This window comes from Treponema sp. OMZ 790, from assembly GCF_024181285.1.
In the GTDB taxonomy this organism is placed as follows: Bacteria; Spirochaetota; Spirochaetia; order Treponematales; family Treponemataceae; genus Treponema_B.
This window is the reverse complement of the sequence record NZ_CP051201.1, coordinates 2,691,056-2,714,189: the sequence shown is the minus strand read 5'-3', so window position 1 is coordinate 2,714,189 and position 23,134 is coordinate 2,691,056. Positions and strand designations below refer to the sequence as shown.

General features: G+C 36.6%; 24 protein-coding genes, 5 tRNA genes and 2 other RNA genes. 18 read left to right on the top strand and 13 right to left on the bottom strand.

Annotated elements, in window-relative coordinates:
- Positions 1–12 precede the first annotated feature (12 nt).
- Both E4O01_RS12850 and E4O01_RS12845 read left to right on the top strand, forming a co-directional pair.
- Positions 13–819 (top strand): MBL fold metallo-hydrolase, encoded by an 807-nt coding sequence (locus E4O01_RS12850; protein WP_253692571.1) that lies wholly within the window; start codon positions 13–15, stop codon positions 817–819.
- A gap of 5 nt (positions 820–824) precedes the next feature.
- Complete coding sequence (locus E4O01_RS12845; protein ID WP_253692570.1) at positions 825–1,313, top strand: DciA family protein; 489 nt, start codon at positions 825–827, stop codon at positions 1,311–1,313.
- 238 nt (positions 1,314–1,551) lie between these two features.
- Here E4O01_RS12845 and E4O01_RS12840 read toward each other — a convergent pair whose 3' ends face one another.
- Genes E4O01_RS12840 through E4O01_RS12830 form a run of 3 tightly spaced genes read right to left on the bottom strand, consistent with a single transcriptional unit; the run spans position 1,552 to position 3,324 of the window.
- Positions 1,552–2,070 (bottom strand): methylated-DNA--[protein]-cysteine S-methyltransferase, encoded by a 519-nt coding sequence (locus E4O01_RS12840; RefSeq protein ID WP_253692569.1) that lies wholly within the window; start codon positions 2,068–2,070, stop codon positions 1,552–1,554.
- 25 nt (positions 2,071–2,095) lie between these two features.
- Positions 2,096–2,533 (bottom strand): methyltransferase, encoded by a 438-nt coding sequence (locus E4O01_RS12835; RefSeq protein WP_253692568.1) that lies wholly within the window; start codon positions 2,531–2,533, stop codon positions 2,096–2,098.
- A 29-nt stretch (positions 2,534–2,562) separates the two neighbouring features.
- Positions 2,563–3,324 carry a methyltransferase gene (locus E4O01_RS12830; protein WP_253692567.1) on the bottom strand — a complete coding sequence of 254 codons (762 nt, stop codon included), beginning with the start codon at positions 3,322–3,324 and terminating at the stop codon, positions 2,563–2,565.
- 191 nt (positions 3,325–3,515) lie between these two features.
- Between E4O01_RS12830 and E4O01_RS12825 the strand changes: the two genes are divergently transcribed.
- From E4O01_RS12825 to ssrA, 11 genes are all read left to right on the top strand, one after another.
- Positions 3,516–3,600: transfer RNA gene (locus E4O01_RS12825), tRNA-Ser, on the top strand.
- A gap of 26 nt (positions 3,601–3,626) precedes the next feature.
- Positions 3,627–3,713 (top strand) — tRNA-Ser (locus E4O01_RS12820).
- 11 nt (positions 3,714–3,724) lie between these two features.
- Positions 3,725–3,798: transfer RNA gene (locus tag E4O01_RS12815), tRNA-Arg, on the top strand.
- A gap of 49 nt (positions 3,799–3,847) precedes the next feature.
- Positions 3,848–3,932 (top strand) — tRNA-Ser (locus E4O01_RS12810).
- A gap of 48 nt (positions 3,933–3,980) precedes the next feature.
- Positions 3,981–4,067, top strand: a tRNA-Ser gene (locus tag E4O01_RS12805).
- Positions 4,068–4,166: signal recognition particle sRNA small type (ffs, locus tag E4O01_RS12800), an RNA gene on the top strand.
- Positions 4,167–4,215: 49 nt separating this feature from the next.
- On the top strand, positions 4,216–5,157 hold the full coding sequence (locus tag E4O01_RS12795; RefSeq protein WP_253692566.1) for a PilZ domain-containing protein: 942 nt from the start codon (positions 4,216–4,218) through the stop codon (positions 5,155–5,157).
- A gap of 40 nt (positions 5,158–5,197) precedes the next feature.
- Positions 5,198–6,331, top strand: coding sequence for a tetratricopeptide repeat protein (locus E4O01_RS12790; RefSeq protein WP_253692565.1), 1,134 nt, complete (start codon positions 5,198–5,200; stop codon positions 6,329–6,331).
- A gap of 79 nt (positions 6,332–6,410) precedes the next feature.
- A complete protein-coding gene (locus tag E4O01_RS12785; protein WP_253692564.1) occupies positions 6,411–7,388 on the top strand; it encodes an ABC transporter substrate-binding protein in 978 nt (325 codons plus the stop codon).
- Positions 7,360–8,124, top strand: coding sequence for an ABC transporter permease (locus tag E4O01_RS12780; RefSeq protein WP_253692563.1), 765 nt, complete (start codon positions 7,360–7,362; stop codon positions 8,122–8,124). The genes E4O01_RS12785 and E4O01_RS12780 overlap by 29 nt, the downstream gene beginning before the upstream one ends.
- A gap of 17 nt (positions 8,125–8,141) precedes the next feature.
- Positions 8,142–8,492: a transfer-messenger RNA gene (ssrA, locus tag E4O01_RS12775) on the top strand.
- Positions 8,493–8,498: 6 nt separating this feature from the next.
- Here the strand turns inward: ssrA and cobO are convergent.
- Both cobO and E4O01_RS12765 read right to left on the bottom strand, forming a co-directional pair.
- Positions 8,499–9,014, bottom strand: a complete 516-nt coding sequence (cobO, locus tag E4O01_RS12770) for a cob(I)yrinic acid a,c-diamide adenosyltransferase (protein WP_253677668.1) — start codon at positions 9,012–9,014, stop codon at positions 8,499–8,501.
- 73 nt (positions 9,015–9,087) lie between these two features.
- Entirely contained in the window at positions 9,088–10,374 is a 1,287-nt protein-coding gene (locus tag E4O01_RS12765) for an ArsB/NhaD family transporter (protein WP_253692562.1), read from the bottom strand.
- A gap of 150 nt (positions 10,375–10,524) precedes the next feature.
- Between E4O01_RS12765 and E4O01_RS12760 the strand changes: the two genes are divergently transcribed.
- Positions 10,525–10,872 (top strand): DUF805 domain-containing protein, encoded by a 348-nt coding sequence (locus tag E4O01_RS12760; protein WP_253692561.1) that lies wholly within the window; start codon positions 10,525–10,527, stop codon positions 10,870–10,872.
- Positions 10,873–10,938: 66 nt separating this feature from the next.
- Here E4O01_RS12760 and E4O01_RS12755 read toward each other — a convergent pair whose 3' ends face one another.
- The gene (locus E4O01_RS12755) at positions 10,939–12,099 is read right to left on the bottom strand and encodes a glycerate kinase family protein (protein ID WP_253692560.1); all 1,161 of its coding nucleotides are present in this window, start codon (positions 12,097–12,099) and stop codon (positions 10,939–10,941) included.
- A 191-nt stretch (positions 12,100–12,290) separates the two neighbouring features.
- On the opposite strand from E4O01_RS12755, the gene E4O01_RS12750 reads away from it, so the two are divergent.
- Positions 12,291–14,084, top strand: a complete 1,794-nt coding sequence (locus tag E4O01_RS12750; RefSeq protein WP_253692559.1) for a leucine-rich repeat domain-containing protein — start codon at positions 12,291–12,293, stop codon at positions 14,082–14,084.
- Positions 14,085–14,099: 15 nt separating this feature from the next.
- Here the strand turns inward: E4O01_RS12750 and E4O01_RS12745 are convergent, their stop codons facing one another.
- From E4O01_RS12745 to gltX, 3 genes are all read right to left on the bottom strand, one after another.
- Entirely contained in the window at positions 14,100–15,161 is a 1,062-nt protein-coding gene (locus E4O01_RS12745; RefSeq protein ID WP_253692558.1) for an adenylate/guanylate cyclase domain-containing protein, read from the bottom strand.
- 114 nt (positions 15,162–15,275) lie between these two features.
- Positions 15,276–15,800: a hypothetical protein gene (locus E4O01_RS12740; protein ID WP_253692557.1), complete on the bottom strand. Its 525-nt coding sequence runs from the start codon at positions 15,798–15,800 to the stop codon at positions 15,276–15,278.
- A gap of 175 nt (positions 15,801–15,975) precedes the next feature.
- The gene (gene gltX, locus E4O01_RS12735) at positions 15,976–17,496 is read right to left on the bottom strand and encodes a glutamate--tRNA ligase (RefSeq protein WP_253692556.1); all 1,521 of its coding nucleotides are present in this window, start codon (positions 17,494–17,496) and stop codon (positions 15,976–15,978) included.
- A gap of 129 nt (positions 17,497–17,625) precedes the next feature.
- Here gltX and E4O01_RS12730 point away from each other — a divergent pair, with 129 nt between their 5' ends.
- Positions 17,626–18,648, top strand: a complete 1,023-nt coding sequence (locus E4O01_RS12730; RefSeq protein WP_253692555.1) for a hypothetical protein — start codon at positions 17,626–17,628, stop codon at positions 18,646–18,648.
- Between the two features lie 144 nt (positions 18,649–18,792).
- Here the strand turns inward: E4O01_RS12730 and E4O01_RS12725 are convergent, their stop codons facing one another.
- Both E4O01_RS12725 and rsmI read right to left on the bottom strand, forming a co-directional pair.
- Entirely contained in the window at positions 18,793–19,071 is a 279-nt protein-coding gene (locus tag E4O01_RS12725) for a flagellar biosynthesis anti-sigma factor FlgM (RefSeq protein WP_371819658.1), read from the bottom strand.
- A 74-nt stretch (positions 19,072–19,145) separates the two neighbouring features.
- A complete protein-coding gene (rsmI, locus tag E4O01_RS12720; RefSeq protein WP_253692553.1) occupies positions 19,146–19,817 on the bottom strand; it encodes a 16S rRNA (cytidine(1402)-2'-O)-methyltransferase in 672 nt (223 codons plus the stop codon).
- A gap of 61 nt (positions 19,818–19,878) precedes the next feature.
- On the opposite strand from rsmI, the gene E4O01_RS12715 reads away from it, so the two are divergent.
- Together E4O01_RS12715 and E4O01_RS12710 are read left to right on the top strand one after the other, a co-directional pair.
- A complete protein-coding gene (locus E4O01_RS12715; protein ID WP_253692552.1) occupies positions 19,879–20,289 on the top strand; it encodes a hypothetical protein in 411 nt (136 codons plus the stop codon).
- 2 nt (positions 20,290–20,291) lie between these two features.
- Positions 20,292–21,887 carry an ABC transporter transmembrane domain-containing protein gene (locus tag E4O01_RS12710; protein ID WP_253692551.1) on the top strand — a complete coding sequence of 532 codons (1,596 nt, stop codon included), beginning with the start codon at positions 20,292–20,294 and terminating at the stop codon, positions 21,885–21,887.
- Here E4O01_RS12710 and E4O01_RS12705 read toward each other — a convergent pair.
- A complete protein-coding gene (locus E4O01_RS12705; protein ID WP_253692550.1) occupies positions 21,884–22,873 on the bottom strand; it encodes an asparaginase in 990 nt (329 codons plus the stop codon). The genes E4O01_RS12710 and E4O01_RS12705 overlap by 4 nt on opposite strands.
- Positions 22,858–23,064: a type II toxin-antitoxin system VapB family antitoxin gene (locus E4O01_RS12700; protein WP_253692549.1), complete on the bottom strand. Its 207-nt coding sequence runs from the start codon at positions 23,062–23,064 to the stop codon at positions 22,858–22,860. Before E4O01_RS12700 ends, E4O01_RS12705 begins: the two co-directional genes overlap by 16 nt.
- Positions 23,065–23,134: the final 70 nt, after the last annotated feature.

Sequence of the window (23,134 nt, the reverse complement as noted above, 5' to 3'; positions counted from 1 at the left end):
GAAGGAAAACGCATGAACTTAATAGAATTTTTCGGAACTACGGTAAAGCCTAAAATTACTAAAGGCAAAAATATGCTCAATCCCATACCTACAGGGAAGATCACGGATGATATTTTTTGTATAAGAGATAAGGACGTAAATGTCTTTTTAATCAAAGCACAAAACTACTATATAGCCATAGATTCCGGCTATAAAAACAGTGAAAATCTTATTAAGGGTTTAAAAGAGCTTAATATAGACAAAAACGATGTAAAATACCTTTTTTTAACTCATTTAGATTTAGATCATGCCGGCGGCATTGACGGGAGATGTGATAATATCTTCCCGAATGCAAAAATATTTTTAGGAAAGGAAGAAGAAAAATACCTTAAGTCGATTTATTTCCGCAAAAAAGTGCTTTTTTTTAACCTTAAAACTCCTATCAAAATATTTAAAGATTATACCTGTCTTGAAGACGGAGAAGCCGTTAATTTGGATGGGTGCTGCATAGAAGCTGTTCTTACCCCGGGCCACACACTTGGTCATATTGCTTATATCTTGAACAATAAAATCATCTTTTCCGGGGATTGCCTTATAATGAATGATGAAGGCGGCTACAGTATGTATGACCTATGGAACATTGACACTGCACAAAATATCCGCTCCCTATTTAAATTAAAAGAAACCTCCCTTCAAAGAAAATGTGAAATGCTTATAAGCAGCCATACCGGTTTTACAACTGATATTGAAAAGGCTTTTAAACATATAGATAAGGCTCCCGATTGGAAGGCCAAGGGGTTCAAGTTTATAGAAAATGCCGTAGAAAATCTGTATGAGTAAAAAATATGAAGCTTTTTAAAACCTCAAAAGAAATAGTAGATAATTTTTCTCAAAAATTCAATGAAATGCTTGAACTTGCTTCAAATCTGGATGGAGAACAAGCTCTATCCGTTTATGAAAGTTGGGAAAAAGTGATAGGTGACCAAAAATTAGCATCTTATTGCGAGCTTTACGATATAAAAAATGATACGGTAATTATAAAAACCGAACATACAGGCTGGAGCCAGCAGCTTTTAATGCGAAAGAAAAAAATAATATATAATTTTAAGAAATTTTATCCTGCATTGGGTATACAAAATATATCGGTTTTTGTTGAGACCGAATTTGATCTAAAGAAAAAAGCTGATGTATCTGAAAATCTTAGAAACGGCTTGACAACGGATATTGAAGAAGATAGTCAAAAATCAGCTGCTGAGCCTGATAAAAATCTCCCTCCCGAATTGGCAAAAGCTCTAAAATCCCTAAAAAAAGCTATCTTAAAAAAGAATAAGTAAAGAGCAACATATTCACAGTTATTCAAATTTAATAAACAAGTTATCCACAAGCAAAAATTAGAATATTTTATAAAATCTTTTTATATCGATATCTTTTTGTTGAAAAATGGAGAAAAAAGCCGATAAATTTCTAAAAACTCCATAAAAAAAGCTATTTTAGGCTTATTTTTGCCTATCTTATAAATAAAAATGTTTCACGTGAAACATTGCTTTTATGCTTAATTTTAACCTAAGTTTATCACAAGTTATCCACAAGAGGAATTAGCTCGATTTGGCATTCTTTTTGCTCTAGGTTTAAAAGAAATCTTTTACGATCCAAGCCTGCGGAAAAACCGCCTAATTTTCCTCTGGTGCAGATTACTCTGTGGCATGGAATTATAATCGGTATAGGATTTTTCCCGTTGGCGTTTCCTACTGCACGGTAGGATTTAGGATTATTTAAATTTAGAGCAATCTGCTTATATGATAAAATTTTTCCGTAAGGTATTCTACAAAGCTCTTTCCAGACAGACCTTTGGAAGTCTGTACCTTCAGGAGCAAGAGGAACCGTAAATTGTTTTAAACTTCCTTCAAAGTATTGTTTTAATTCTTCTTTAGCTTGAGTGCAGATTTTTACGGCTTGTTCGACATTTTTTTGAGTTGATTCAGGAATCTGTATGACAGAATCCTTGTTTACAAATCTCAATTCTTTTAAACCGGAGTTATCGGCAATGATAAGTATCTTTCCGATAGGACTATCTATTTGTTCGTATATCATAATTTCCTCTATACCATTGTTTTTCTTAGTTTTCATTTAACAGCTTTTCCAAGCAAGGCTCAATTAAAAAAGCTTGTTTTATTTCTTTAAATTCCGCTTTGCCTTTTTCAACAATCATATCTTTGTTTTTGGCCTTGTCATCTAGTTTTACGGCTTTGATTACGATATTTTTAGGAGTATGTTCTGTTTCGATAAATTCCTCTACGCTCACCCTATATCCTTCCGATTCGAGGAGTTTTCCTCTAATTGTATCCGTCATAAGGGAAGCAAATTTTTCTGTAATAATACCGTAATCAAGCATAGGCGAAAAAGACTTTATAACCTTGTCCTTATTTTTTCGAATTTGAGCGTTGAGTTCATGTTGGCAGCAGGGAACTGCAAATATTATTTTTGTGCCGCTTTTGATTGCTTTTGCTATAGCTAAATCGGTCGCAGTATTGCATGCGTGGAGGCTTATAACCATATCCGGATCCTTATCAAACTTAAATCGGCCTATATCCCTACTTTAAAGATAAGATTTTTAAAACCGCATTCTTTGCTTAAATTATTACAAAAATCTATAACATCCTCTTTTAGATCCAAGCCGCATATCTTAACCGGCATCCTTTCAATTTCAGTCAAATAGTAGTAAAGAGCAAAACTTAAATAGGCCTTTCCGCAGCCAAAATCTACAATCTGCAGCTCCTTCTTTTCTTTTAAAATATCTTTTAATTCGGGCAAAACCGATTTTATAAATTCCAGATACTTATTTATCTGCCGGAATTTATGGTATTTGCTTTGAATTATTTTTCCTTCATCCGTAAAAAAATTAAGCTTTTTTAAAAAGATAGGCATTTTTGAGGTGTTCAAAATATATTCTTTTTGTTTGTTATGTACAAAAATTTCGGTTGACGATACATCTGCTTTATTTGGATGATTTTCTTTTTTTATAGGTTTTGTCTTAAAACTAATATTGCCTTTATTATTTTGTAAGAAAATAAACTGATTTTTTGAAGAGTTAAATTCTGCAATCTTAAAATCCAAAAAAAGACTTTCGAGTTCTTTTTTTAGAGTTTGAAATAAAAGATTTTTATGAGAAACTTTTGTGCCTTCAAAGATTTCAAACTGATATTGTTCTTGATTTTTTAAAATGATTTTTCTTAATTTTATCTTTTGAATTGATGAATCTTTTTTTACAGGTTTTGAAAAAAAACCCGAAATAATATTGTTCCCAATACAAAGTTCTGCTGCCTTTTCTGCTGATACTATGTTCATAAATTGCTCCGATGTTATCTTATCATAAAGCCTTATGTGATACAAGACTATAAAATGTTTCACGTGAAACATTAAGTATATTTAATTATATAGATAAATATATAACTATGGCTAAAATTCTCACCTTTAAAAACAAAATTTTACCTATTGACAAAAAGCTGTTTTTTGGGTTATTATACCATCTACATTTTGGAGCGATGGCCGAGCGGTTGAAGGCGGCGGTCTTGAAAACCGTTGTGCTGAGAGGTACCGGGGGTTCGAATCCCTCTCGCTCCGTTAATGTTTGTGATTGTACAAACTCTGGAGTGGTGCGAGAGCGGTCGAATCGGGCTCCCTGCTAAGGAGTTGTACCCTTACGGGTACCGGGGGTTCGAATCCCCCCTACTCCGAACAATTTTTTGAGGCTATAGCTCAGCTGGATAGAGCGTCAGATTGCGGATCTGAAGGTCGGCAGTTCGAACCCGCCTAGCCTCGCTAATAGCCGGCGGAAAAAATATTTTTATTTTCAACCGGCTTTTTTTTTGGAGAGATGCGAGAGCGGTCGAATCGGGCGGTCTCGAAAACCGTTGTACCGCAAGGTACCGGGGGTTCGAATCCCCCTCTCTCCGTTTTACTACGGAGAAAAGGTTTAATCGTAAACGCATTCCTTAACTTTTGGAGAGATGTCCGAGTGGTCGAAGGTACACGATTGGAAGTCGTGTGTGCCAGAGATGGTACCGAGGGTTCGAATCCCTCTCTCTCCGTCCCGGGGCCTATGCAAGAAAGGTTTTTCGAACCCCGTCAGATCCGGAAGGAAGCAGCGGTAGATTAATTCTTTTTGTGCCGTAGTGTTCCCGGGTTTTTTATTACAGCCTTATTGACCTTTTACCGAATAACCATTATCATATAAATATGGCCTTTGCAGTAAGTCAGCAGTTAAACAGATATTACAACTTATATAAAGATATAGATGTAACTTTCTCAAAAGAAGTTGTTTCTACCCTGAATTTTGATCCTAAGCAAGTTTTTGTACGCTGTTCCGGCGGACAATGGCCCTGCATTATCAATTCGGCTTCTATGACAAAGGCTAAAATAATTTGCGGCAAAAAAAGTGGTTTTATCGACAAATTGAGAAGCGGTATAACGTCAGTAAATATACGATTTGCTTTTTTTGATTCTGATGGAAAAGATTCTCTTTCATTTTTTGTTGCTGCCAAATTGATAGGTCTTTCTGCTTATGAAGCCGGTAATCATGACCTTGTCTTAATAACCTTTGAATATACTCAAAGAGCTCCGGATGATTTAATTGAAAAATTAGGTCTATTGCTTGAAGCCAATATAAACTCGCAAAAACGTCAAAATGAAAGAGTTATGCTTACTCCCGAAATAAGCAGAAGAATAGGACTTGTTGAAAAAGGAACTGTTGTATATGTTGATAATGTTCCGAGGCGATGTATTATCAGAGACCTTTCATTTTCAGGTTCAAAAATACTTCTTGTAGGTGTGGCTAATTTTTTAATGAATAAAGAGGTAATACTCCGATTTACCTTTGAAGATCCTCATTCGGTTTTCGGTATAAAGGGAAGAACGATAAGAACGGAACCTGTCGAAGGAAGAAAAGATCTGGTTGCTGTTGCAATTCAATATTATCCTCAAAGTATTCCTATGATGTATAAGATGTATTTAAATAAACACTTTTCCGTTTTTAGAAAATCATCATCGGCCGGTTTTGGAGATGATTTTTTGGATGATGTTGCTCCTGCAGAATCTTTTTCACAATCTGAAGGACTTGAGCAGCCTTCTTTAAATCCTCTTCCTCCAAATGCTGCCTCTGATCAAGTTTCTGCAGAATAAATTATTAAAAATCTTAGTTTAACAAAATTTAGGAGAAAAAATGCACAATCCCATAGATTCGCTTTTATACGTTAATATACCTGCGGACCAAGTAGAAAAATTTTTTGAAGGCTTGGATCCTTCTATTCCTCTTCCGATTCGATTATCAGAGACCGAAAAAAAAGAAGAATTCAAAGCCGAAGATATGAGTCCCGAAATGATTCTTGCCGGAATGCTTACGGTTTTTGCCTATGACCGCGAAAATATTCATATACAATATTACAGAAAGATATTTAATCTCCTCCGCCCCGATATACGAAAGGAAATGACTCAGGCTGCGATAATCAAAACCAAAAACGGCGATTTTGATATGGCTGAAGAAATATTGCTTTCTCTTGAAGGTTTAAATCCTCAAGACGGAATAACCAAATTAAATCTTGCTCTTTTGATGGAGGAGCGTTCGCAGTATTGTGAGATGAGAGAGTTTTTTGAAGAAGCTGCCTCATTTAGTAAAAGGGCTGAAAATTTCTATTTGGATTTGATTAGTTCTGAACCGCCTCTGCCGGATGCTTTTTTTAACGCCGCTTATTTTTTCATTAAACGGAAAAACTATGCAAAATCAAAGTCTCTTTTGCAAACTTATTTACAGATCGAAACCTCATCTTCTGAGACAGCACAAGTAAGAAAAGCTAAGGCTTCAAAGCTGCTTAAAACTATTTCAGAGCAAGCTCTAGACGATGACCTTTTTCAAGAAGCTCACAGATATATCGATTTAGGCGAAGAAGAAAAAGCCGCCGAAAGTATAAAGCTTTTTTTGAGAAAAAATCCTAAAGTGTGGAATGCTTGGTTTTTATTGGCTTGGGCTTTGAGAAGAATGAGCCGATGGGAAGATGCCAAATCTTCCTTTTTGCAGACTATAGAACTGTTAGAATCGTCTGAAGTTCCGGACAAAGCACCTCTTTGTGATGCTTACAATGAGCTGGCAATTTGTTGTATGGAGTTAAAGAGTTTTGATGAGGCCGAAAAATATCTTGTAGATGCTTTAAATTTTGACACTGAAAATATTAAAATTATTTCGAATTTGGGAATCCTTGCACTGAAAAGAGGACGGCAGGAAGAAGCTGAAGCATTTTTTAGAACGGTTTTAGAAATAAACCCTGAAGATAAAATAGCTTTAAATGTTTTGGGCCGATAAACTACATTTATCTCTTGACCCAAAAATACTATTTATAGTATGCTTGACATATCAACAATAATTATATTTGGAGGAAAATGTGAAAAAAACGTGTTTGAATTTTTTTTTCTTGTTTGTTGGTCTTAGCTTACTATTTGCAGGAGGAAATAAAGAAAAATCTGTAAATGATGGTTTTAAGGTTAAAGTTGCGGTGCCCGCAGGAGCGCCGGCTGCAGCTCTTTCTAAGCTTGTGTATGAAAAGGTACAGTTTGATAATTTTAAAACGGAATATGAAGTTCTTGCCGGTCCTGAACTCTTACAGGCAAGAGTTTTATCGGGCGAAGCAGATATTGCAGTTGTGCCGACCAATCTTGCATCGGTTTTATATTCCAAACAAAAAAATATAAAATTATTGGCTCCCATTATTTGGGGAAATCTTTATATTATAAGTTCCGAACCTGTTTCTTCTGTGAGTGATTTAAAAGGAAATACTCTTTATTCTTTTGGAAGGAATAATGCTCCCGATTTAACGGTGCGTGAAATTTTGAAGAAAAACGGTCTTGATCCTGATAAGGATGTGAGTTTTGAGTATGTAGCGGCCGCAGGAGATATTCCCCCGGCCTTTATAAGCGGAAAAGCTAAGCTTGCAGTTGCTGCACAGCCTTCTCTCAGCATGATTATGACAAAAAAGCCCGGTACCAAGGTAATCATAGATATCCAAGCCGAATGGAAAAAGTTTTTCGCCGGAGCTTCTTATCCTCAAGCCTCTTTAATTGTTAATGCCGAATTTGCAAAAAAGCATCCTGAATATGTAAAAGCTTTTTTGGATAAGGTTAAAGAGTCGTCTGAATGGGTAAATGTAAACCCTCAAAAGGCTGCCGAGTACGCTTCTCAAATTGCTGCATTGCCCCCGCCTCCTATTCTATCGAAGGCTATCCCAAAATTGAACATAGCTTTTGTCGAGGCTGAAAAAGCAAGATCTGCTGTAGAAGCTTATTTAAAGGTTTTAGCTGAAACAAATCCTAAATTTATAGGCGGAAGTTTGCCTGATGATGCTTTTTACTACAAGGCAAAATAAGTTTAAAATTTATAAAATAAGCGGTGTCTTTTTTTGTCTCATCCTTTGGGAGCTTTTTGCACAAATCTTAAAGGCTCCGCTTATTGTTCCCCCTCTTAAAGAAATAGTCTCGGCTTTTGTTCTTATTATAAAAACCAAAGAAACCTATGTTTTCATATTAAGCTCTCTTATTAGGATTTTTATAACATTGGCCGTCGATTCACTTATTGCCTTTGCATTCGGAATAATTTCCGGTTTAAATAAAAATATTGAAGATTTCCTGTCTGCTCTCGAAAATATTTTAAAATCCAGCCCTACAATATCCGTTTTGCTTTTAGCTTTGATTTGGTTTAAATCGAACATGACACCCATCTTTGTTGCAAGCTTGATAGTTCTCCCTATTTTGTATAGAAACATTGTGGATGGGGTAAAAAATATAGACAAGAATTTAATAGAAATGTCTTATGATTTTAATGTTCCTTTCAGTAAAAGATTAAAAAGTTTATACCTCCCATGTATAAGGCCTTTTTTAAAGAACGGCTATGTTTTAAGTACCGGTTTTGCCGTAAAGGTTGTTATAATGGCTGAGGTCTTGAGCCAGCCGAAATACGGCATCGGTTCCGCTTTTCAGACGGCTAAGGTCCAGCTTGAAACTGCCTCTATCTTTGCATGGACAGGGATAGCCGTTTTACTTGCAGCCTTTTTGCAAAAGGGAGTAAAAAAAGTTTCCACTCTTGACTTTTCCATACAAATATAGTAAATTACTCACAGCTTGGGGATGTTCCGGTTTCGACCGGAAAGACGGAGGCTTAAGCTGCAGGCGGAGTGCCGATCTCCTGATTCGGCAAACATTATAACTGCCGAAAATAACGACAGTTTCGATTACGCCTTAGCTGCATAATCGCGGAATCTGCTTTGCACTGCTCCGAGCGGGGCATGATTCCGACGCCAATCGGGGCTTGCTTTTTAGCGGTGTGCGGACGTTAAAAAGGACTTTTTCTGCACTAAGGATTCGACGCTTTCGGTGCTGCTACCGGATCCCGACAACTACCTCGCACCGATAAGCCTGTAGACGCTTCTGATTCCCTTTTCGGGACGGGGGTTCAATTCCCCCCATCTCCATCGGCGTTTTTAAGATTCTATACCGCGTCTTGCCTGTACACCGTCATTAAAATAATGTTTTATCATCTTCATTTCCGTTACAAGGTCGGCAGCTTCAATTATCTTTTTATTTGCATAGCGGCCTGTCAAGATGAGCTCAACCGTTTCGGGCTTATTTTTGATGATGTGCAGGATGCGTTCAATGTCAAAAAGACCGTATAAAAGGGCAACATTGACCTCTTCCATGATGACGACATCGTAATCGCCTGACATAATTATTTTTTCAATCTTATCCAAGCCTTCATTTGCTCTTTGAATATCCTTTTCGGTAGGATCATTATGAACAAAATGAGCTTCTCCATATTGCTCTATTTCAAGGTTGGGCAGATACTCGGGAGCTTTTAGCTCGCTGTAATTCATTCCCTTTAAAAACTGACCGATATAAACCTTGTATCCGGCGCAGACAGCTCTAAGGGCAAGTCCGAAAGCTGCCGTAGTTTTTCCCTTACCGTCTCCGGTGTAAACTTGAACATAACCTTTTTTCATTCTATTCCTCCAAAAAAGTAATTCGACTTATAAAGTCAACTATAATTATACAGGCATTTTATTAAAGATACAATCATACACCGTAACAAAGCCAAATAAGAACATAGCCTATCATGACTGCCGTAAGGGTGTAAGGAACGCTCATCTTCATAAATTCGCCGTTTTTTACCTGATAGCCTTCGTTTCTTAAAATACCGAGGGAAGTAATATTTGCAGACGCTCCTATAGGGGTTATGTTTCCTCCGAGGGTTGCACCTGAAAGCAGACCGAAGAACAAAATGGGAGAAGCAACATTAAGCCCTGCCGAAAGTATTTGTATAATGGGAATCATTGCAGCTACATAGGGAATATTATCGACAAAGGCCGAAATTAAAACCGAGCCCCATACAATGATTGTGTAAATTAAAAATACGTTTGAACCGAGGGTTAAGAACCAGTCGGCAATGGCTTGAATGACTCCGGCTTTGGTAACGGCTGCTATAATCGTAAAAAGTCCCATGAGTAAAAAGAGGGTTTCGAGGCTGAGTTCTTTTTTTACAACCTTTAGAATATCAAATTTTTTTGTTCTTATGATATTGTAAATAATACCCACAATCATAAGGCCTGTACAAATCAGTCCGTTTATAGTTTGAGGTTTTTTATCTTCCGGCAAAAATGAAGCACCAATCATAAGAACAATCATTACAAGAAGGAGTATTGAGGGGAAATAATCCGTTACTTTGGTAAGTTCAACCTTATCAGGCTTTTCGTTTGCTTTGCGGAAAATAAAATAGATAATTCCTGTGGCTGCCACTGCTGCAATTTCAACGGCAAAGAAAAGAGAAGGTTTTCCCAAATACCAAAAGAAGTCAAAGAAGGTCATGTTTAAATGGCTTCCCAAAAGAATTGAGGTTGTATCTCCCACCAAGGTAGCCGCTCCTTGAAGATTTGCCGAAATCGAAATAGCGATTATGGGCTTAACGGGCGACATATTCAGCTTTTTTGATAGAACAATTGCAATGGGAGCAAGCATAAGTACCGTAGCCACATTATCCATAAAAGCTGAAATAAAACCGGCGAAAAGAGATAGACATACTATTATCCATTTTACATCGGGTACATTGTTTATGATTTTATCTGCAATGCGTTGAGGCATCTTGGATTCGGTAAATAGGGCAACCAAGCCCATTGTTCCTGCAATCATTAAAATAACGTTCCAATCTATTGCAAAAAAAACTTCATTATAAGGTAAAATTCCTAAAAGAACAAAGATGAGGGCTGACGAACAGGCAACTATGGGTCTGTGGTTGGTCAGGGTAATCATCAAAACATAGGTCAGCCCGAATAATACGGCTGCAAGAATGAGGGGATCTGTAACCATGATGTTATCTCCTAAAGCGAGAATTATTACATTAAATAAGTCTATTTGTCAACATATGGGAAAATGAACACTTGACAAAATATAAAAATTGAGCGACAATTATATTATCAAAATATTAACAATAAAAATACTGTTAAGGAGAGTTTGATTATGAACTACTATTTGGATGTACTTAAAAAGTATGTTGTTTTTGAGGGTCGTGCCCGGCGAAAAGAATATTGGATGTTTGTGTTATTTAATGCAGTCATCGTTCTAATAATTAGTATTCTTGATTTTGTCTTAGGTACCGGATTTTTAGGATATTTATACGGTTTAGCCGTATTTTTACCCTCTCTTGCAGTACAAATAAGGCGGTTACATGATATAGATAAGCCTTGGTATTGGATATTTATATCTTTTATTCCGTTAGTTGGTCCTATATGGATGATCGTTTTGATGGCAACCGAAGGAACAAAAGGCGATAACGAGTTTGGTTCTGATCCGAAAGTAGGAGAATAAAACTTCTTTAATAAATAAAAAGGGATTTACAAATTATGAATGTAAATCCCTTTTTTTATGAGAGCATCATTTTAGTTTTTTGATTAAACGCAAGATATCCTTCATTGTTGATATCAAATCAGTTTCAGCCGTTTTTTGTGCTTGGCTGAAAGGAACAGCTAAGCGGTTTATGCTGAATACGGCAGAGACACCCATATCATAAACAGGCTCTATTCCGTTTTCCGCATCACCGACAACGGCTATAACAGGCACATTTTTCTTTTTGGCTCTTTTGGCAACACCTACAATGACTTTTCCTCTTAAACTTTGACTGTCTAATTTTCCTTCTCCCGTAAAAACAAAGGAGGCTTCGTTGAGCTTTTTATCAAAATCAACGGTATCAAGAACAATCTCAATACCCATTTTTAATTCGGAACCTAAAAAGATTAGAGTACCGTAGCCCATTCCTCCGGCGGCCCCTGCACCGGGGATTTCAGCAGCTTTGGAATAGGAATTGAAAGCTTCGGTTCTTTCTGCAATTAAAGCCAGGTGTTTAAGGCCTTGGTCAAGTTCTTCAACCATTTTAGGATCTGCACCTTTTTGCGGGCCGAAGATATAGGCGGCTCCGTTTTTCCCGAAAAGAGGGTTATCTATATCGCACATGGTCGTAAACCTTGCTTTTTTTACAAGAGGGTTTAAGCTCGACATATCTATGCGCTCAATGTTTTTTAATGTTCCGCCTGTCGGAACAAAACTTTTGCCCTCCTTGTCAAAAAACTTTACTCCCAAGGCAGCCGCAGCTCCGCAGCCCCCATCGTTTGTAGCACTGCCGCCCAGACCGATTATAATATTTGTACAGCCGTTTTCGAGGGCATCGGCTATGAGTTCCCCTGCCCCATAGGTTGTAGTAAGAGAAGGGTTAAGCCTTCCCACGGCAAGGGGGAGGCCTGCACAGGCGGCCATTTCAATTACGGCGGTCTTTTCGGCATTCGTATTCTCATTTTTTAAAATACCGTAAAAGCTCTTCATTTCTTCAAAAAAAGGATTTTTCACTTTAACCGTTTTTTTTATTCCGCCTGCGGCTTCTAAAAAAGCATCGACACTGCCCTCCCCTCCGTCAGCTACAGGGATTGAAAGAACATGAGCCTCAGGGAAAATTTCATGTACCGAGTTTTTCATCAAGGTGCATATTCGAGCCGAGCTCATTGTTCCCTTAAAGGAGTCAGGGATAAGCAGTATCTTTTTCATAGAATTAACCTCTATACAAAGATTTATACATAAATGCAAGAAAAATTATATCATATAAATGTTTGGAATGCAAATTTAAAAGAGATTATAATTTCCTTTTATCTTTCAAATCGATTGACCCTTGACATCATGTTGAAAAACCGTCATCATAGTCTTAGGTATTTAATAATTTTAATGAGAGGTTTTGCTTTATGGATATTAAAAAACTAAAAAAGGCTGTAATTTTTATAAGTTTTATTCTTGTTGCGGCAGCTTGTTCGGACAATAAGCCGGAAAAAGAACACGATATAAAAACAGCCGACAGCAAAAACGATAAAGAAGAAGCATCGATAAATTTACCGAATACGGAATCTATAAGATTGACTACGGCAAAATCAAAGTGGGACAAAATAAGACTCAAGGTTGAAAGATTTGTCGATAATCGTGAACCTATATGGATTGATTTAAACGGAAATAAACAAATAGATGAAAAAGAAGATATAACGTCATATGTTACTCCCGGTATGGCCGGCTATCGTGATTATGTCATTGATAGTGATACTATAACTATATACGGTAAAATAAATAGATTTTTTTGTGATGGAAACCGTATAACAAGCATTGATTTAGCTAATAACCCCTCATTAACAAGCCTTTCATGTTTTGACAACAATCTTACAGACTTGCAGCTTACAAATAACAGAAATCTTGTATATTTGTCTTGTTTTAAAAATCGTTTAACCAATATAGATCTTGGCCAAAATTTCGATTTGAAAAAAATTTTTTGTTATGAAAATCAAATTGGAGAACTGGATGTTTCACATATCACAAGATTAGCACATTTAGAACTGCAAAATAACAAATTGGAGTCTCTCGACGTGTCCAAAAATACCTCTCTTACAACATTATATTGCCATGACAATGAGCTGACATATTTAAATACGGATAATTGTAAAGATTTAAAATTTCTTGCTTGTTCCGGGAATGCTCTCACATCTATAGATATCAGCTCAAGTCCTCTTTTAATCAAATTATGGTGCGGTAATAATAAGCTTGAAAATCTCGACTTGTCGAAAAATGTTAAAATAAGTTTTCTTGGAGCGGGTGATAATTTATTATCCGAATTGGATATAAGCAAAAACTTAAGTCTTAGAGAGTTTTACTGTTATAACAATAATCTATCTTCTTTATCTTTAGACGGACATGAAAATATTGAGATATTGAGTTGTTATAATAACCAACTAAATTCTCTTGATATTTCTAATCTTCCTGAATTGCAAGAATGTTATTGTTCCAATACAAATATAAGTGAACTGGATGTATCAAAAAATAGTAAGTTGATAACATTGTCTTGCAATGAAAACAATATATCTCAAATAAATTGCTCCAATCTTAAAAACCTTGAGTATCTTTATTTATCCGAAAACCGGCTTACATCTTTGGATATAACGCAAAATTTAAATCTTACAGAGCTTGGCTGTAAAACGAATATGTTGACAGAATTGAATATAAGCAGCAATAGAAAATTAAAAGAATTATATTGCCAAGATAATAAACTAAAAGCCCTTAATACGTCTAATAATACAAAATTAAATACATTGTATTGTAAGAAAAATGAAATTAGTAATATCGATCTTACAAAAAATACAGAATTGAAGTTTTTATCTGTAAGCGAAAATCGTTTGCAATTTTTGAATTTACGAAATAATCCAAAATTGGAAAAATTATGGTGTCATGATAACTTACTTATGGGGCTCAGTTTTTTAAACAATAATAATATAAAATACGTATCATGTTACAATAACCGCATAAAAGAAAAAGAGATGGAAATACTCATAACATCTTTACCTTCCCGCCCAAGCGGAGATATGGGAAATATATACGTAGTTGACAGACGGGAAAATAGTACGGATAATAACATTTGCTCCGGCCGGCAGGTCAATACTGCAAATATAAAGAAATGGAATGTGTTTAATTCCGCCGGTGAGAAGTTTACAGGACATTAAGTTTTATAAACTTAATTATTCGACCCTTATGTGATAAACCGTAGACTCTTCTTTCATTCCTTTAAAGGTTATGCGCTGGCGTTGAACCTTATCCGTAATTTCGGCTATGGATTTTTGTATTCCCTTGTCGTTAAAAAGCTCTTCCGAAATTACTACCTCATTGGGTCTGGCTGCATTTTGGATGCGGGCAGCCATATTGACGCTTGTGCCGAAATAATCTAATCGATTGTTTAAGGTAACGACAAGAGCGGGGCCTGCATGGATGCCTATTTTTACTTCAATTCTTTCAATTTCAGGATTGTTCTTATAATGGCCGTGCAATTCTTTTTGTATTTCAATGCTGGCATCAACTGCATTTTTAGAGTTCATAAACACACCCATAATCGCATCGCCTATTGTTTTTACAGGAACACCATTGAATTTTTTTATTACATCAAAGAGAATTCTAAAATGTTCTCTGACAAGGGCAAAAGCTTTTGCATCTCCTAATTCCGAATACATAAAAGTTGAGCCTTTGATATCGGTAAATAGTATTGCCGTTTTCATTATTTGAAGAGATTGTTCGGCTATCAAAACATCGGAACCCATGAGTTCTCTGTAAAGATTGTTTTGAATTAAATCGATTCCTTTTATGGAATTAGTTTTTTTCCATGTGAGGTAATTCCCGGTATTTACATCGTTTTCTATTTTTGCAAGATAGGTTTCCTTTAATGAAGGCTTCAAGGGTATTATATTCGGATGAATGGAGAAGAAAACTTCAATATTGTCGTCCAAGGTATTGTTAAAGTTTTTTTGACAAGCAGGACAGTAGTTTTCTGAAACAGCTTCATGTATCGAAAGGGTTTCATGGGCAACGCCTCCGCAGGTCGGGCAATGATAGATCCAATCGATGGTAAAAAAACCGTCATACACACCCTGAATAAAAATATTTAAGATGGTTTCTTTGTTTAAGTTTAATTCTTCTGCAAGGCCGTACACATCAATATGAAATAATTTTTCTTCTTGCAGTGCCGATAAGGAAGCCGCAATTTTATCTGCCGCTTCTTGATTTTGATTGTACTTTAAATTTAAATTCATAATTAACTCCGAAAATTTAACATAGAGTTATTAGAAAAGTTACATTTTATAAAATAAACCTATATGGAGCAGTTCCATACAGGTTTATTTATTTTCCTCTGTTTGAGGAGGATATTACGGTTGAGCGTTAACTTCTTTAATTTTTTCAATTATTTCAGCGGCGTTATCAGTTATTTTTTTATACTTTAATTTTATGGGTTCTTCTTTTTTTGCTTTAATTTCTTTTAAGGTTGCTTCAAAAGAATTTGAATCGATTGAGTGAATTTCGGCAATCCACTTTTCGGCATCGTTATTGTCTATAAATTCAAGTATACCATTTTCAAGTTTATAAGGTGTAGGACCGTTTTCGTTTCCATAATCTTTTACATAGTCGCCGTTTTCGATTCTTGCAGTAAGTCTCTTACTTTCACAAAATACAATAAACCGCTCTTCGTTGTTTTCTGCGTTTTGCATCTGCCAAACAACATTTGCTAACATTGCCTCAATTTGGGCATCAGTTAATTTGCCGGGCAAGGTCTCTGTTGCATTTTGTAGTTCCTGTGAAATTTTGCTTTTTCCTGCTTGCGGACAGCCGCTTAGAATTAAGATTAATCCGATTACCAAAACTGCAAAGGCAGTTAATTTTTTTTGCTTTTTCATAATTATCTCCTCTTACAAGACTTTTCTTGTATAGCAATTATTAGGAGTGCTCTGTTTTTTCTTGATTTTATAAAAATACCGAATATACTGTAAAACACTCTTTCTCATTATGAGAACATAATACAACTAATTGTTAAAAAAGTCAATAGGTTTAATAAAATTAATATCTCTAAAATTAAAAACGTTCCGCTATGGCTTTTTCTATGCGTTTGACAGCTTTTTCGATTCCCAATATTTGGATTGAGCCTACAAGGGGCGGACTTATTCTGCTGCCGGTAACAGTCATTCTAACAGGCATCATAAAGTCTCCCATTTTTATACCCATAGCATCGGCTTCTGCCCTAAAGACTTCGCCGCCTTGGTGGTCGTCAAGACCTTTGATTTTAGGCATTGCTTCTATGGCTTTTTGAAGTACTTTCTTGGTCGTCTCGGCATCGAGTTTTTTGGGGATTATTTCCTCAGCCGGAGGAACTGCCGGTTCTTCAAAGAGAAAGCGCACCATTTCGGTTATTTCGCTTAAAAGATGAAGTCTTTCTTTTACCAAGGGCATTACCTTCATTAAGATTTCTTTTTGCTCTTGAGCCGGCTTTAAATAGGTTTGATTTTCAAAACGGCAGCCAGCATTTTTTAATTGCTCTTCGTCTATTTTTCCGAAAAGGCCTGAATTTGCAATATAGGGCCATGTAAGTTCAAAAAGCTCCTCATCGGTTTTTTCCCTCATGTACTGGCCGTTAAACCATTCCAGTTTTTTATAATCGAATACAGCCGGGGCCTTGTTCAAGTGTTTTACGTCGAAGAGTTTTTCTAAGTCTGAAAGGCTGTACATATCCCTTCCGTCTTCGTAAGAACAGCCGAGCATGGCTACATAGTTGATAATGGCTTCTTTTAAGTACCCCTTGTTTCTGAATTCGTTGCAGCTGGTAGCTCCGTGACGCTTTGAAAGTTTTTGCCCATCATTTCCCATAACCATAGGGAGGTGACAGAACTGAGGCGGTTCCCAGCCGAAGGCCTTGTACATAATCACGTGCATGGGGGTTGAAGGAAGCCATTCTTGGGCGCGCATAACATGGGTTATGCCCATAAGGTGGTCATCCACGATGTTTGCCAAGTGATAGGTGGGAAAACCGTCGCTTTTTAAAAGGATTTGGTCTGGGTTAATGTCTTCATTTTTCCATTCAATGTCGCCTAAGAGGGCATCGGTAAACTTTGTGCTGCCTTCAAGCGGAACTTTTAAGCGGATAACATAGGGAACTCCTTCATCCATTTTGGCTTTAATTTCTTCGTCTGTTAAATTGCGGCAAGCCCGGTCATAGCCCGGAGGCATTTTGTTCATGGTTTGAATTTTGCGTATTCTGTCGAGCCGTTCCGAATCGCAAAAGCAATAGTAGGCAAAACCTTTATCTACGAGTTCTTGGGCATATTTGCGGTAGATTTCAAATCTTTGAGACTGAATATAGGGTGCACAGGGGCCGCCCTTTGGGCCGCCTTCATCCCATTCAAGGCCGAGCCATTCAAGGGTATCATAAAGGTTCTGTTCATATTCCTCGCTGTACCTTGTTCTATCGGTATCTTCAATACGCAAAACAAATTTTCCGCCTTTTGAGCGGGCAAAAAGATAATTAAACAAGGCTGTACGGACTCCGCCTATGTGCTGAAAGCCGGTTGGAGAGGGAGCATATCTGACTTTAACTTGCATAGTTACAAAACCTCCTGGAACTGTTATAGAATAATGTCAAGTTTATTAAGGAGAGCATTATACAGTTTTTTTTTGATAACTGCAAGGCTTAAATTAAAGCTTCTTTTTTTTTAGCCGATAGAGGTATTAATGAAGCAGTCTCTTGTTAAATTTGCTTTTAGGGCAATATTTTTTTTGTTTTTTGTTTCGGTTGCTTTTTCCGAATCCGGGGATATAAAGCAAAATGTACCGGTGTCTTCTCTTCCTTATAAGTGGTCTCCTGTGTTTCCCTCAGCTTTATGGGTAAAAGAAAGTCAAAGTGAGAATGAAATTATGGTCTACACCGTAAAAACCAAGGAAGAAATGGAAGCTTCTCTTAAATTCGATGAATCAAAGCTGCAATCCGTTTTATTAAATAACGATATTTTTGCTCTTTATGGAAAACCGGGTGCTTATACCATGGGCATTTTGGGTAGATATTCTCCTGAACAAATTGAACCGATTATGAATGAATTTGCTGCAAATTACGATGAAGTAAATAACGAGAGGGGAATTATTCCGGCTTTTTATTTAATTTACGGAACATGCTGGCCGGGGGGCGATATAGGTCTTCTTAGGAGCTCTACAGTAAAAAAATATATAGAATTTGCTGCCGAAAGGGGTTGGTATGTATTTATCGATCATCAAATCGGAAAATATACTGTAGAACAGGCTATGAATGCTATTCTTCCTTTTTTAAAATATCCTAATGTACACCTTGCCTTGGATCCCGAATGGCGTACAACGCAGCCGATGAAGGTTATAGGTTCGGTTACAGGCGATGAAATAAATAAGGCCCAAGAAATTATGGACAAGTACATAAAGGAGAATAATATTACCGGCCGCAGAATGCTTGTAATTCACCAATTTAATTCTATAATGATTAAACAAAGAGCAAATGTAAGAAGCGATTATGAAAGAGTTCAGCTTATTCATTGTGCCGATGGTTTCGGACCGCCTCGGTTAAAAAGAGATTCTTATGCTTATAATGCTCTTGCAAAAAATATCCCCTTAAAATCTTTTAAGCTTTTTTCAAAGCCGACCGTTGCGGGTGCCGGTTATGACCAGCCTATGATGAGTCCGAAAGAAGTTTTCGGCTTGAATCCCAGACCTTATCTTATAATGTATCAGTAAAATTATGCATGGATTTTAAAAAGCATAAAAAAAGGCTGTAGACTTATAAGAGCCTACAGCCTTTGCTGTTTTAAAGATGATATTCAAACAAGGATATTGGATCGGTAAGCTTAGTCAAAACCTATAACAAAAAGGTTTTCTAAATTAAAACCCTAAGGAATTTAAAATTTTATCTGCTGTTTGATCCAAAACTCTGTCTATATATGAGGGATCTTGAAATTTTCTGGTAACTTCTTCTATTTTTTCTCTTCTGACATCAGGAGCTGCTTTTGCAGCATCCATTGCAAAATAGATCTCAGATAGTTTTTGAGCTTCAGGAGATACTTGGATTGAATCAGAAGCTCCTACCTTTTCCATTCTTCTTGGTTTTTGAGTGTTTTGTAAGTTTTTGATCGGATCAACTCCGCCCAATTTTTCTATCATCATTTTTTCCTGCCTTCCTAACCGATTATCGGTTAATCTTAGTCAAAAGTTAAGGTTTTATTTTTATAAAAATCCTATTTTCCTGTAACAAAAACCGAAAACTCCCCCTTTATCGAGGCTCTTTGTTCAAAGTTTTGTAGAACTTCGTTTGCCGGACCTCTTATAACTTCTTCATGGAGTTTTGTAAGTTCTCTTCCTACAATGAGCCGCCGGTTACTATCTATTTCGGCAATATCGGTCAAGAGCTTTACAATTCTATACGGAGATTCGTATAAAACAAATCCAGCGCCAAAATCAAAGAGCTCTTGAAGTCTCCGCTTGCGTTTTCCGGCCTTAGGCGATAAAAATCCTTCAAAAACTATCGTTTTATCGTAAGACCCGGCTATGCTCATTATAGCTCCGAAGGCTGAAGCCCCCGGAATAGGTACTATTTCATGGCCTGCATCTGCTGCCATTCTAACTAAAATAGAGCCGGGATCGCTTATTGCAGGAGTTCCGGCATCGCTTGCATAGGCTATTTTTTTTCCTTCATCTAAAAGTTTTACAATTTTTTCGGAAGCAGCGGCTTCATTTACTGCCCTGCATGAAATTAAAGGCTTTGAAATTTCGTAATGAGTTAAAAGGCCCAAAGTGTGCCTTGTATCCTCACAGGCGATAAAATCCGCTTCTTTAAAAGTCTCTAAAGCTCTAAAACTGATGTCTTTTAGATTGCCTATAGGAGTGGCAACAACAAATAAAATTCCCACTTAGTCATTATATCATAGTTTTAGTATTGAATCAATAGAAAAAAAGTTGTATGATGTATTTATGACGGATTTACAGCCTTTATCATGGATGATATTAGTTTTTATCGGCCTTTTTTTGATTGTGCTCGGTTATGTTCTTTTTAGCGCAACTGCAAAACATGCAAGTGGAAAGAAGATTCGGCAAACGGGTAAACGCGGAGACCCCGGAGTGTGTCCTGTGTGCGGTACGCTTTTAGGCCGTGAGGAACAGGTGAAGTCTGCTGTTTATCCGGGAATAGAAGATAAGCTGTGCTATATATACGGCTGTCCGCATTGTTATCCCAGCTGTGAAAGTGAGGTGCATCGTCAGTGTCCTGTCTGCCATAAAACCGTTCCGAATGAAGCCCACCTTATTGCAAGGTATTTTGACCGTAGAAAGGGGAAAAAACGAGTCCACATACTGGGCTGCTCTAACTGCCGCTTTATGAGTTAAAAATGAAAAAAAACGCCTTTGCACTAAAATATTTTTTTAAAAATAAGTTATCGTTTTTTTTGGTAATTATTTTAGCTGCAGCGGCTTCTTTATTTAATGTCGGTACGGCTTTTCTATTAAAGCTTATAGCCGATTCGGTTCTCAACTACGAACTGAATAAAATGATTTTTCTTGCAGTCTGCACTGCGGTTTATATTTTTGCGGCCGTTTTATCTGATTTTTTAGCTCATTATTCTCGTGTTAAATTTTGTAAAAATATTTCCTGCCTGCTAAAAAATGACATTATTTTAAGTCTTTTAAATAAAAGCGTTCTTCATAAAGAAAAAAAATCTTATTCCGATTATCAATCATTATTATTAAACGATGTTTTAAGTTTGGAGCAAAACTATTTTGATGCTCTTTTATCCTGTCTATATCAGGTTCTTAATTTGGTTTTTTCGTTCTTGTCGGTTTTATACATTCAGCCGATTTTTTTACCCGTAATTTTGCTCATCTGTGTTTTTCCTGTTTTGTTTCCTAAGCTGACACAAAATAAACTTGAAGGCTTACAAAAAAATAAATCGGACGCCCGTTCGTTTTTTATAAAAAAATTAAGCGATGTATTGAACGGTTTTAGAACAATTAAAATGTATGGAGCGGAAGAAGCCGGAACAAAATATTCCGGGAATGCAAATTATGATTATACCCAAGCCGAAATAAAACTTGCAAAGCGTGAAAATCTTATTATGTCATCAGCATTCGGGGCAGGGCTTTTAATTATTCTTTTAACATGGGTTTCCGGAGCCTTTTTTATAAGGGCCGGGCTATTGACCTTTTCCGGTTTGATAGCCCTTACCAAAATTGCCGAATCGATAGCGGGACCTTTTCAAATTATAGGCGAAAGATATGCCGGTATAATGTCTTCTAAAGCCATCGAAAAAACTATAAATTCGGTTCTGCAAGAAAAAGAGGAACTGCATAGGTTAAAAGATTTTAAAGAAGTACAAATTAAGGATTGTGTAATTGTTAAAGAAGATAAAGAATGTTTGAACGTGGAAAATTTAGCCTTACGGATAGGAGATAGAATTCTTGTAACAGGGCTAAGCGGTTCCGGCAAAAGTACCTTACTTAATGTTTTGGCAGGATTTGAAAAAAATACGGGTAAACTTTATATAGACGGAGTTTTACAAGAAACGGATATTAACCTTTCAAGTTATGTTTTTATGCTGGAGCAAAAAACTCATATTTTTGATGCAGGATTAATAGAGAATATTACATTGTTTGATAAGTCAAAAAATACTGCTGCCGAAGATGCAATAAAAAAACTTAATATAGCCTATTTAAGCACAAAGCTTGAAAATCAAAAGAAATTTTCAGGCGGAGAAGAACGCCGTATTGATTTTGCAAGGTTGCTTATAAGAAATTTAAGTGAAAAAATAGTTTTACTTGATGAACCTTTTTCGGGACTGGATGCAGAAAATACCGAGAATATGATAAAAATAATAAACGGTTTAAGTCCTAAAATTTTAATTTTAACGGCTCATGAGGCAGACAATTTAGGCGGTCTAAACTACAACCGCCTTTTAAAAATAGAGAATACCGAAATAAAAGAAATTTAAAACCGAGGTACAACCTCTCCGGCTGTTTCACCCCGATGATTTTTAATGCTCTTATCGGCAATGTTGTCAAAATATTCGTAATCGGCTTCAGCGATTACTCCGAGTTTTTTTAACAAGTGAACCAAAACGATATCTCTTGTCTTTGAAATTCCGTCATATACTTTGATTGCTATTCCGTATTTTTTATCGGGTAAAAGGCCGCCGAAGTATCCGTTTGCTCCGGATTTTACGACGAGTTTGCCCGGGTATTTTTTGACCAGGAGGTGGTCGATTCTATCCGTGCCGGAAGTGTATTCGGAACAGGCCGTTATGGAGTCTATGATGTCTTTTGCATGGCTAGATAAATTTTGAGGAAGGTTTTCGTAGTCAGCCATACGTGCCATTCCGAATGCAAAATTATAAAGGGGCAGGGAGTGGACGGGAACGCCGCAGCCGTCAACCGAGATGTTATCATCCGGAATTTTGCAATCACAGATTAGTTCTATCATTTCCCTTATTTTTTGCTGAACGGGGTGATGCGGCTTGTAATAATCCTCAGTAGATGCCTTCATCAATACGGCTGCCGCCAGCATACCGGAATGCTTACCGCTGCAATTATTGTGTATGTCGCTGGGTTTTTCGTTATTTATCTTCATCTGCAATTCTACTTCACGTTTAAAAGGGTAGTGAGGTCCGCACTTTAAGGCACTTTCATCGAGGCCTATCTTTTTTAAGATTCCCGTTACGGTTTTGATATGAAAATCTTCACCCGAATGCGAGGCGCAGATTTGAGCTATTTCTTCACGGCTTAAATTGAATTTTTCCTTGGCCCCAAGCGAAAGAGGAACCAGAGCCTGAATAAGTTTTGCACTCGAACGCGGAAAAGACACTTCCTTGGGATCTCCTGCAGAGTATACAAGGTTTCCGTCTTTATCGACTACGGCTATCGAGCCTAATGTGTAAAGGTCTTCAATTTTGCCTCTGTAAGATTTTAAAAGTATTTCCATCTTTTTATCCTTAAATTATCAAGATCTATGTCTAGGCTGCATTTACCGAAATAGTTTTTTAGGTCTTGAATTTGATATTTTTTTATTAAGTTATCAAGGGCAACTTCAATAAGCTCTGTTTTGGTTTTTATTTTTGTCAATACAAATGCTTTTTGAATCTTTGAATCATTTAATACAATAGTTGTTCTCATCTTATTCTCCATGCATAATTTTAGTATAGTTTATGCATATAGTCAATATTGGTTATATGCATAAAAATTT